The organism is Micromonospora sp. LOL_013, from assembly GCF_048060315.1.
Taxonomy (GTDB): Bacteria; Actinomycetota; Actinomycetes; order Mycobacteriales; family Micromonosporaceae; genus Micromonospora_E.
The window spans coordinates 125054-135496 of the sequence record NZ_JBHMIQ010000014.1; the positions used below are offsets into that span (position 1 = coordinate 125054).

12 protein-coding genes are annotated in these 10443 nt (G+C 67.4%); 4 read left to right on the forward strand and 8 right to left on the reverse strand.

Annotated features, from left to right (window positions below; genetic code table 11):
- Window positions 1-19: 19 nt before the first annotated feature.
- Window positions 20-934 carry an alpha/beta fold hydrolase gene (locus ACFHWS_RS11785; protein ID WP_416568159.1) on the reverse strand — a complete coding sequence of 305 codons (915 nt, stop codon included), beginning with the start codon at window positions 932-934 and terminating at the stop codon, window positions 20-22.
- A gap of 96 nt (window positions 935-1030) precedes the next feature.
- Between ACFHWS_RS11785 and ACFHWS_RS11790 the strand changes: the two genes are divergently transcribed.
- Window positions 1031-1549, forward strand: a complete 519-nt coding sequence (locus ACFHWS_RS11790; protein WP_416552788.1) for a CGNR zinc finger domain-containing protein — start codon at window positions 1031-1033, stop codon at window positions 1547-1549.
- A gap of 28 nt (window positions 1550-1577) precedes the next feature.
- Here ACFHWS_RS11790 and ACFHWS_RS11795 read toward each other — a convergent pair whose 3' ends face one another.
- From ACFHWS_RS11795 to ACFHWS_RS11805, 3 genes are all read right to left on the reverse strand, one after another.
- Window positions 1578-2807, reverse strand: a complete 1230-nt coding sequence (locus ACFHWS_RS11795; RefSeq protein WP_416568160.1) for an MFS transporter — start codon at window positions 2805-2807, stop codon at window positions 1578-1580.
- A gap of 99 nt (window positions 2808-2906) precedes the next feature.
- Window positions 2907-3254: a hypothetical protein gene (locus ACFHWS_RS11800; RefSeq protein WP_416568161.1), complete on the reverse strand. Its 348-nt coding sequence runs from the start codon at window positions 3252-3254 to the stop codon at window positions 2907-2909.
- A gap of 285 nt (window positions 3255-3539) precedes the next feature.
- Entirely contained in the window at window positions 3540-4391 is an 852-nt protein-coding gene (locus ACFHWS_RS11805; RefSeq protein WP_416568162.1) for an NAD(P)H-binding protein, read from the reverse strand.
- Between the two features lie 181 nt (window positions 4392-4572).
- Between ACFHWS_RS11805 and ACFHWS_RS11810 the strand changes: the two genes are divergently transcribed.
- The gene (locus tag ACFHWS_RS11810; RefSeq protein WP_416568163.1) at window positions 4573-5418 is read left to right on the forward strand and encodes a helix-turn-helix domain-containing protein; all 846 of its coding nucleotides are present in this window, start codon (window positions 4573-4575) and stop codon (window positions 5416-5418) included.
- 305 nt (window positions 5419-5723) lie between these two features.
- On the opposite strand, the gene ACFHWS_RS11815 is transcribed toward ACFHWS_RS11810, so the two are convergent.
- The gene (locus tag ACFHWS_RS11815) at window positions 5724-6248 is read right to left on the reverse strand and encodes a flavoprotein (protein ID WP_416568164.1); all 525 of its coding nucleotides are present in this window, start codon (window positions 6246-6248) and stop codon (window positions 5724-5726) included.
- 2 nt (window positions 6249-6250) lie between these two features.
- Window positions 6251-7525, reverse strand: a complete 1275-nt coding sequence (locus ACFHWS_RS11820; RefSeq protein WP_416568165.1) for a helix-turn-helix domain-containing protein — start codon at window positions 7523-7525, stop codon at window positions 6251-6253.
- Window positions 7526-7866: 341 nt separating this feature from the next.
- Between ACFHWS_RS11820 and ACFHWS_RS11825 the strand changes: the two genes are divergently transcribed.
- Complete coding sequence (locus ACFHWS_RS11825; RefSeq protein ID WP_416568166.1) at window positions 7867-8319, forward strand: hypothetical protein; 453 nt, start codon at window positions 7867-7869, stop codon at window positions 8317-8319.
- The gene (locus ACFHWS_RS11830; protein WP_416568167.1) at window positions 8316-9029 is read left to right on the forward strand and encodes a GOLPH3/VPS74 family protein; all 714 of its coding nucleotides are present in this window, start codon (window positions 8316-8318) and stop codon (window positions 9027-9029) included. Before ACFHWS_RS11825 ends, ACFHWS_RS11830 begins: the two co-directional genes overlap by 4 nt.
- 23 nt (window positions 9030-9052) lie before the next feature.
- On the opposite strand, the gene ACFHWS_RS11835 is transcribed toward ACFHWS_RS11830, so the two are convergent.
- A complete protein-coding gene (locus tag ACFHWS_RS11835; RefSeq protein WP_416568168.1) occupies window positions 9053-9874 on the reverse strand; it encodes a hypothetical protein in 822 nt (273 codons plus the stop codon).
- 54 nt (window positions 9875-9928) lie between these two features.
- Window positions 9929-10443: hypothetical protein (locus ACFHWS_RS11840; RefSeq protein WP_416568169.1), on the reverse strand; the 515-nt coding region annotated here is incomplete at its 5' end.

The following is a 10443-nucleotide window of genomic DNA, read 5'->3' on the forward strand; positions in this document are numbered from 1 at the left end:
GACCCGGGCGGCGGCCGTTTCACAGGTGGGTGGTCCGCGCGTCGCGGGCTGTCGCCGGCCGGGTTGTCGGCAGCGCGCGGGACAGGAAGTCCCGGATGTGGCCGACCACGGTGTCCAGGTGACTTTCCAGCAGGAAGTGACCGCCGCCGGGCACCAGGTGGATCTCGGCGTCCGGGAGGTCCCGCGCGAAGGCACGCGCCCCGTCCGGCCCGAAGATCAGATCCTCGGCCCCCCAAACGGCCAGTAGCGGCACCTGACTGCGCCGAAAATACGCGTGCAGCTTCGGGTACAGCGGAGGGTTGGTGGCGTAGTCGCGGAAGAGTGCCAGCTGTGCCAGGTCGTTGCCGGGGCGGCTGATGTCGCGGTGGTCGTACGTCCAGGTGTCGGGGTCGACCAGGTCGGGGCGGTCCACGCCGTGCAGGTACTGCCAGCGGATGGCGTCCAGACCGAGGGCGGTGCGCACCGCCGGCTCCGTGTCCGGTCCCGGATCGTCGGCGTACGCCCACACGGGTGTCCAGAAGTCGGGGACGAAGCCGTCGTCGTACCCGTTGCCGTTCTGGCTGATGACTGCGGTGATCATCTCGGGGGCGCGGAGGGCGAGTCGCCATCCGATCGGAGCGCCGTAGTCCTGCACGTAGATGGCGCAGCGGGTGACGCCGAGCTCGGCCAGGAACGCTTCGGTGACGTCGGTGAGTGCGTCGAACGTGTACGGGAACGCGTCGGCGGGCGGGGCGTCGGAGTGGCCGAAGCCGATGTGGTCGGGGGCGATGACGTGGAACCGGTCGGCGAGTCGCGGGATCAGCCGGCGGAACATACGTGAGCTGGTGGGGTATCCGTGCAGGAGCAGCAGCGTCGGCGCGTCGTGGGGGCCGGCCTGTCGGTAGAAGACGCGGTGCCCTCGCACGGTGGCGTACCGGTGGTGAACTTCGACCATCTCTAACCCTCTCAGAACTTCGTGGTGGTTATCTGGATTCAAGTGGACCCGATCTGCGATAACCTGTCAAGCGCGGTGAGAGGGTTAGTGGCGAGGGTGGGTGAGATCACCGTGATCGACGAGCAGGCGCTGATCGAGGCGCTGAACAGCACACCCGTGGTGGACGGCCGACCGCAGGATCAGTGGGCCGACGACGCCGCGCTGCGGCGGTGGGCGCACCGCCACGGCGGCTGCGGCGACCCGGCAGCGGCCACCTGGCTGCGGACCGCCAGAGATGCGCTGCAGACCGCCACCCGCGGTGCCGTGCCCGAAGCGGACCTGCGACGGATCCTCGCCGGTGTCCAGCAGCTGCCCGAGGTCGACGCGTCGGGCCTGCGCTGGCGGCTGTGTGGGCCCCCCGACCGGATGCTCGCCGCCCAACTGGTGCTCGCCTGGTTCGACGTACAGGCCCGGCTACCCGGCCGACTGCGGCCCTGCGACAACACCGAGTGTCGCCTGTTCCACCTGGACCGCAGCCGCGCCAACACCGCCCGCTGGTGCTCGATGAAGACCTGCGGCAACCGGCTGAAGGCGCGCCGCCACCAACAACGCGCCCGCCGGGAGCCGGCACCCTGAACAGGGCAGCACGGTCCACCGCACGAACTCAGGATCCGGTTCGTTCGCCCAGCGTTTCCAGCCTCGGGGCGCACCTGATCTGGCGGCTCGTCGTCGATGCCGCCGTGACGACGGCCAGCCACGCCGCCAGGGCGGCGAAGGTCGGCACCGCGCCCAGGGTCTCCAGCGCTGTGCCGCCGAGGAGGGCGCCCACGGGGCGGGCACCCCAGCCGATCATCCGGGAGGCGCCGTTGACCCGGCCCTGGAGGCGGTCGGGGGTCAGGGCGTACCGGTAGGCGGCGGTGGTGGTGTTGAAGATCGGGCCCATCAGTGCGCCGACCGTGTAGACCGCCCCCAGCGTGAACACGGTCGGGGCCAGGGCCAACGCCGCCATCTGCGCGACCCACCACCAGAGCGCGCCGATCAGGATCACGTTCGGGGAGACGAGGCGTTGTACCGGCGGGGCCACCAGGGCACCGGCGATCGCGCCCACGCCGAAGAGCCCGAGCAGCACACCAACGCGGGTCGGGGACGCGCCGAGGTCAGTGGCGCGCACGATGACGGCCAGGCTGAGGGCGCTGAAGGCCAGGTTGCCAGCCGACGCGATCGCCACGAGGGCGCGCAGGAGATGCTGACGCCACAGCCAGCGGGCACCCTCGGCGATCTCTGCCAGCAGGGGGCGACGCTGCGCCACCCGCTTCTCCTCCAGGTCCTGCCGGATCGGGGCGACCAGAGCGACGCCCACCACGTACGACACGGCGTCGGCGGCGAACGGCACCGCGTGGCCCAGCCCGAACAGCAGGCCGCCCACCGGCTGGCCGGCCAGGTCGGCACCCTGGTCGCGAGCCTGGTTCTGGGCGATCGCCGTCGGTAGTTGGGGTTTGGGCACCACGTGTGGCAGGGCGGCGGTCTCGGCGAGCAGGAAGAAGACGTACAGCGTGCCCTCGACGAAGGCCACGACCATGAGGTGACCGATCGTGACCCGTCCGAGCGCGACGGCCACCGCGACCGATGCCAGGGCCACCGCCCGGCCGGCGTCGGCGACGAGCATGATCCGCTTGCGGGGCCAGCGGTCGACCAGGGCACCCGCCGGCAGGAACCAGATCAGGAACGGGGCCGCCTGCGCGGCCGCCACCAGCCCGGCCTGCGCCGGTGAGCCGGTGACGGCCAGCACGAGCAGCGGGTACGCGAGGCCGCTGATCCGGGTGCCGAGCGTCGATACGACCTGGCCGCTCCACAGTAGGAGGAAGTCACGGTTTCGCCAGAGGGAGACCGGCACCGGGCCAGTCTGGCAACCGGCTGAGGTTAGGCACAACCAAGATCATTTGATGCTCTGCTGGGATCGTGTCGGCGTGTCGGCCGGTTTTTCATCAAGTGATCATGGCTGGCCGGGCTGGTGCAGCCAGACCCGCAGGGCGCCGACCGGGGCGAAGCCGTGTGCTCGGGCGCGCGCGAGGTCGTCGCCCCGCTCATAGCCGACCAGCGGCAGCCCTGGAATGTGGACGGCTGCCTCGGTGATGGCGGTCGCCCGGACATCGGACTGTTCGCCGCTGTCAGCGGCGAACAGGTTGGACAGACCGACGACGTCGCCGTCGCAGGTCAGGACGAAGCCGCCAGCGCGCCTGCCGGGACTATCAGACGCCCCAGTCCCGCCGGGGCACCGCCGCCTGTCCGCAGAAACCGATCTGACCGCCCGTCGCGCTGGCCGGGCAAGCGCTACGCGCACACGGTTGCTCCGGTGCCGGTGCCAGCGGACCGCCAGGATCAGATGACGTAAACTCGGGTGACACGCCGAGGAACTCCCGCGATCTCGTCAGCTGATCTTGCGGCCGCGGTCGGCTCCCTGATGATGAGTTTTCGTGTCCGTACCCCCGTCATACCTGCGACGGGCCACGACGAGCGGAGCGATGACCTGATAGGTGTGGAGACGCGGCTGACGTTCCTGCGGGCCTGGTGGCGTCGGGAAGAATGCTGAGTGGTGTCCGGGAGCCCGGTCGCACTGGGTCTTGCATCAGCGCAATGCGTCTGCGCTGCGTTCGCACCACTCGCGGAACGTCCCTGGCGCCCGGCCCGTGAGGTTCCGCACATCGTCGGTCACGTAGGCGGCGCGACCCTTACGGAACACCGTGTTCAGATATTCCAATGCCTGCGCCTGCTCGGCGGGCACACCCTTGGCGATCTGCGCCCGGGCAAACTCGCGAGGAGTGACTTCCTGGAAGTCGATCATCTGACCGGTCACCGCGGCGATTGTCGCCACCTGCTCACGAGAAGTCAGTGCTTCTGGCCCGGTCAGGGTGTAGCCCTTGCCGACGTGCCCGTCTTCGGTGAGCACGATGGCGGCGCAGCGGGCCACGTCCTCGGGGTCGATGACCGCCAGACGGCCCTCTCCGGTGGGGTCGACGACCTTGCCAGCGCGGATGCCGTCCAGCCACCACAGGGCATTGGATGCGAAGCCGTTGGGGCGCAGGTAGGTGACGCCCAGCCCGGACTCGCGCATGAGGTCCTCGCGCGCCGCGAGGGCTCCACCGATGACGGGATTGTCGCTGATCGGCATCAGCCGTGCACCGACCGAGGACAGCAGGACAATCCTGGTGTTGCCGGCGTTGCGCACGGCATCGATCATGACCTTGGTCTGGTCGGTTCCGCTGCCCACCTGCATGAGGAAGACGGCGTCCACGCCCTTGACGGCGTTGGCCACGTCGTCGGGGTTGTCGAGATCGCCGACGGCGCGCTCGATCTCGGCCGGCAGGTCGGCCGCCCGGGCAGGGTTGCGCACCAGGACTCGGACCGGGTGACCCTGTTCGTGCAGCTGCCGTGCAAGCAAGTTGCCGACGTTGCCTGTCGCTCCGGTGATGAGGTACATGTGTGTTCCTTCCGTGGTGATAATTACCAGGGCAGTTCGCCGTCCCGATCGGCGAAGGTGCTGCTGGGGCCGCCAGGTGTGCCAGGAATCGACCTTGGCACCGGTTCCGGGCGGCAGCCTGGCCCACTTCGGGCCACCCACGCATCGATCGAAGGCCGGGAAGAAGGCCGACAATGGGGTGATGCACGACGCACCCAACTTCGCGGCGGTGCTGCGCTCCTGGCGCACCCGCCTGCAGCCGGCAGACGTGGGCCTGCCCTTCAGGTCAGGCACGCGCAGGACGGCGGGATTGCGCCGCGAAGAGGTCGCCTGGCTCGCTGGCATCTCACCGGACTACATCAAACGCCTCGAACAGGGCCGCGCGCATCCCAGCGTCGCTATCGTGCGCTCGCTCGCACGAACGCTGCGCCTGTCCGACGCTGAGTATGAACTGGCCTGCCGCCTGGCGGGGCACGCGCCCCAACCGGGCGGACTGGTGCCCCGGCACATCGGCCCCAGCGTGCAGCGCGTGCTCGACCGTCTCGCCGACACCCCGATCGCCGTCTTCGACGCGGCCTGGACCCTCATCCAGCACAACGATGTGTGGGCCGCGCTGACCGGCGACGAGTGGCACGACCGCGACCTCCGGTCGGCGAACATCGTGTGGCGAACCTTCCACGACGACACGGGACGCGTGCGGCATCCGGATCCGCAGGCGCACAAGGCGTCACTCGTGGCCGACCTGCGCGACGTGGCGACGCGCTACCCTGCCGACCGCGAACTGAAGGACATGATCGGCACGCTGCGGACATCGAGCCCTGAATTCGCGCGACTGTGGGAAGGCTCCGCCGTCGCGCACCACAGGAGCGAACGAAAGACCGTCGACAATCCGCACGTCGGCGAAGTCGAACTCGACTGCGATGTGCTGTCGGCGCACGGCGCCGACCTGCGCATCGTCGTCTACACAGCGGCACCTGGCAGCGAAGCGGCAGACAAGCTGCGACTGTTGACCGTCCTCGGCACCGAGATCATGACCCGTCGCCACTGATGTGCTCCCACTACAGGACATCTGGCGTGGCACCCGACACCACCGTGCTGATCGACGGATTCTGGACCAGCCTATACAGAGGGAAGCCGACTCAAGATCAGATGACGTAGAACCGTACGAAACGCCGGTGCAGGCCAGTATTTACGTCATCTGCTCTTGAACTTCGGTTAGGTGTGCGGCCACGGTGTCTCTACCGCTGGATCGGTTGGCGGGTTGGGACACGTCCGGTCGACGTGGGCGGCGGTCCGTTGATCAACTGTTGAATGCGGAGGCGTTGTCCTGGTGGCTGTTCAGCGGAGGCGTGATCAATCGGTGGCGCGGAACGCTTCGGCAACTACACCCCATCGAAATCTGTCGCTTCCAATTGGTGGTTTCAGAGCTTCGTCCTCGGTGAACTGGACGCCGACGTATGACAGGGTCCGGACGGATGCTTGGTAGGCGGGATGCTGGGTGAGGGCCGGCTTTGCGTACGGTGAGACGACTATCGGAAGCCCGGTGCCAAGGGCCTCGTTGAGTACACCCAGCGCCAAGTTGTCGCTGATTCCGCTGGCCCACTTGTTGATCGTGTTGAAGGACGCCGGTGCCACCACGACGGCGTCGGCGCGCGGCAGTGTTCCGGGCTCGTCAGGGGCGCGAAGTCGGGACGCGACCGGAAACCCGGTCTGGGATGCGAGCTTGTCCGTGTCGATCCAGGTCGCCGCAGTAGGCGTGACGATCAGGCACACCGACCATCCGTCGGCCTGCAACAGGGCGACGCACTCGTCGATGTTGCGAATCGGCGGAGCGGCGGAGGAAACCAGGTACAGCGTCGGTTTGCCGGTGCCAGTCATGATCAGTTGGCATTGATCCTGGCGCGCACCGCCAAGGCGCGCAGGCCGGGTGTGGCGGCGCGACGTTCCCGGGCCAGCATGGCGGTGACCAGCGTGCGGGTCTGATCGTGCACCTGGAAGATCTGAGGTGCGGTGCGCTCGGCCGCCAGAAGGTGCAGCAGCGCTGACGGGTCGCCGCCCGGCTGCGCGGTGAACGCCGCAGCCAGGTCCAGGTGGACCTGAGCTCGCCGGCTCACCAATGATGGCGGCAGGGTCGACGTGTCGATGCGTTCACCGAGCTCGACCGCAGTGTCGAACTGGCGAACGTTGACGGCGGTGGTGACCCGGTGGATCAGCACGTTCGTCGGGCCGAAACCGGTCCAGAAGTAGTTGCGGTCCTTCCCGAGTCGGTCGGCCAGAACTGCTGCGTCGTCCAGGTGACCGAGCGCGATCTTCGCCTTGCCGCGCCGTGCGGCGACGAGTGCCAGTAGCAACGTCAATGATCCGCTGACCGACAGGGCAGCAGGACTGGACTGCTCAGGTATCCGGGCGAGTCCCTCAGCCGCTGCGTCTGCTGCGTCCGCGACGTGCCCGGGGGAGGCCAGCAGAGCGCACGCCACCGAATAGGCGGCGGCTGCTGCGAGGTTGTCGGCACCGGCCTGTTGCGCACTGCGTAGCGCCCGGTCGGCCGCTACCCAGGCGAGGGTGGGATCACCGAGCTTCAGGGCCAGCTTGGACACCGCCAGGTGGGCTGCCCCGAGGATGCCGAGTGCGCGGTGCTGCTCCGCAACACGCCGGGCGGCACCGTCCGCTCGGTGAACGAGATCAGGCAGCAGTCTCACCAGGTCGGCATACTCCGCCCGTTGGTAGGCCAGGTGCGCCGCACCGACAGCGTTCCGCAACTGCACAAGATCCACTCCGCCGCTACCCGCCGCTTCAGCGGGGGTGAACATCTGCCGCCGTCGCAGCTCAGCTGCCAGCTGGCTGGTCGGTGTGGAGTACGCCGCCGGGCCACACGATCCCGCTGCTGATGTGCTGCCGCTGTTCCGCAATCGGCGGTGCGGGCGAAGGCCCAGCTCCTCGTCACTGTTGACCTTGAGCACGCTCCGCAAAGCGCGTCTCAGCTCGTTGTCCGGGTAACGCACTTTGCCGGTCTCGATCTTTCCCACATGGTTGGCGTCAAAAGCCGCCCGAGCGGCCCGCTCAGGATCGCCGTGCCGAACAATGTTGACGGCATCGGCAAGCTCCCGGCGCGACAGCCCTTGCCGTTCCCTCGCGGCGCGGAACAACTCGTTCATCGGCGTACCCCCGTCCGGACGATCGGCCCACGGCCCAGCGTAGAGGCATTGACCCGATCCGTCACGGCCAGCCGAGCGCACTTCGACCTGACCGAGGCTCACGGCCCGGGTGGGAATCCCTCTTCCCAATTCTCTTCCCGGGAACGCGCATCAGATCCCCTCCCTTACCGCTTCTGCCGGGACAACCGCGACGTCCACTGTATTTACGGTTCGATCGGCGTCCGCCCAGCGCCACGAACCGCTTGCCGCCGTCGGTGTCCCCGTCGCTGGCGGCGGCAAGCCCCAAACCCGTACGGAGATTGGAGAACGTCTTGTGCCTCCTCCTCACAACAGTGGTCGGCGTGCTGGTCGGGCTCGTTGGCCTGGTTGGTGGGTTCGTGTCGGTGTCGGCACCGGTGGTGCCCGGTGTGCGGGCAGACGTTGACCTGCCGGGACTGCACCGCCCCGATCGACCGGACCTGGGGCACCACGCCGCCACCACCACCGCTGTCGCGGTCGGGTCCGCGCGGGCGGCGGTGGCGCAACCAGGCCGGGGTGCAGCACCGGTGACCGGGCTGGACGACGTGCTGCATGTGCCCGTACGGCCGGTCTGGTCCTGCTCCGGGTGCGGGCCGCAGGTCGACTGGCCCTGCGGGTACGCGCGGGCCGAGTTGACCGCGAACCTGGACCCGATCTCCCGCAGCATGTACGCGGCCGAACGGATGGTCGAGGCGATCGCCGACCTGCCGGCCGAGGCGACGCCGGGGGAGATGTTCACCCGGTTCCTGGCCTGGACGAGGCGGGCCGGCCGGTGACCGTCTACCGCACCTGCACCCGCGACTGGTCCACCACGACACCCGCAGCGGCACCGTTGGCGGAGCCGGCCGTACCACTGCCGCCGACCGGTCGGCTCGCCGACGAACTGTTCCTGATCGCCCACGACGACGTCACCGGCAAGCCGCGCGTGCCGACCAGGGTTGTCGGGCGTGGGCTGGCCGCCGCGATCCTCGCCGACCTGGCCTACGTCGGCGCGGTCACGGTCGCCGCGACCGGCAAGGTCGTCACCGGCACGGCCGCGCCGGGTGCCGTCGACCCGTGGGGCCGCACGGTGCTGCGCTGGATCGACACCGACACACCGCACCCACCGGCCGCCTGGATCGACCGGCTCGCCGGGCACGCGTACCGCAGCGTCGCCGACCGGCTCACCGTCGCCGGGCTGGTCCGGTCCCGTACGGTCCGCCGCTGGTGGTGGCGTCGGGACACCGCATACCCGCCGGTCGACACGAACGTCGCGGCCTGGCCGTGGGCGCGGCTGTCGATGCGGGTACGCCGCCACACCCGCCTCAGCGCGCACGACAGCACGTTGGCCCGACTCTGCCTGGCGACCGGACTCGGCGGCCACATCCTCGGCGCGGACACGTTGACCGCCCGCCGGCAGCTCCGGCAGCTGCTCACCCCCGTACCACCGGGGGTCGACCAGCTGGTGCGGCGTCTTGCCGCCGCCGGCGGACGGAGCCGGCGGTGACCGCGATCTCGGAGGTCTGTCCGTCAGTGCTGCATTTGGGCTGCCGTTGTACGCCGTGCCTGCGGAGCAACTGCGACGACGAGAGCTGCGATGGCGAGTATCCCAGCGAGCCATGCAATGGCGCGTAGGCCGACCATGGTAAAGCCCAACCATGGTGGCGCCCACGGATTGCTGCCGGTGAAAAAGGCGTAGCCTGCGGCAAGTGCACCCACCGCGAGGACGGGTACGAGAAGGACTGCGGCGGAGCCGAGCAACGAAAAGGTGAGAATCCGTACGGTGGTGCGCTCCTTTGTGTAGGAATCGAAACGACGGAGGGCTAGAAATGTGGTAGTCGAAGCGATGGCGAATCCGGCAATCATCAATGGCCAGACTAAAGCTGGCTGGGAGCGACCTACCTCCATCGCGAACGTTGTGGAATCAGGCGCTGATAGGCGAACTGCCACATCGTCTCGGTTTGCGGTAAACGCGTCATAGCCACCCCTGGCGCGAAAATTTGTGACGCTCCATCCGGCAGCAGTGAGTCGGTCTGCGCCGTCGGAGATCGTCTGATCGTTGGGGGTCGACGCCGGACCAAAAGGTAGAGGGATGGTAACTGTGCCGGCAGTATAGCCGTCGCCACCGACTAAGGTGCTCCAACTGTTGCTCTGGGCTGGCGCAAACGTGAATAATGAGTCATCTCTGGTTACTTCGCTGCCTACCTCGACATCGGGAAAGGCAATCTTGGCAATGTCGATAGCATCTCTTGTTTCGATGTTCGATCCTGCGGTCTGCCATCCCAGCCATGAACCGAGGGTGATGCCAGTGAGTCCGGCCAGTGCTGCGAATATTATGGAAATGGTTTTCATTCTATCCCAATTTCTGATGATCTCGCTCTGTTGATCCGAAGAATATAAATGTCATCAGCAGCTTACGTTGTATACCCAGATTGGATTCCAAATACGGATATATTCGCCGGGGTCGTAGAAGCTGCCGAGATAGAATACGCTGCAGCTGTATCCCGCGAAGCAGTCGACATCTTCCCAATAGTAGGGCGCTCCGTTGCTGTCTTCTCCATCATATATAATTCCATATGGACAAATGGCGCCACATGAAGTGTGTGAATTTGAGTCGCGACTGATGCGCAGGATTTGGCCAGACCGGTTGTGGACTTCGCCGCAGGCGGGCCAGGTACAGCTTGGCCCCATCGTTCCTGTGTCGCTATTTTCATGATGTTTTCTCGACTCTTCGGGCAGGACGTCGACGGCTATCACGTAGTTGCTTGGCTCGTCCTGTAGTTGCTTGCTCATCTCGGCGCGTGCTGGTGTTGGGATTGTGAGCATGCTTATCAACATGAGACTAAGTGTTGCGATCGAAGGCGGGATCAAGTGATCATGGCGACACTGCGTTCTTGACCAGATCGTTGAAAACTTCGATC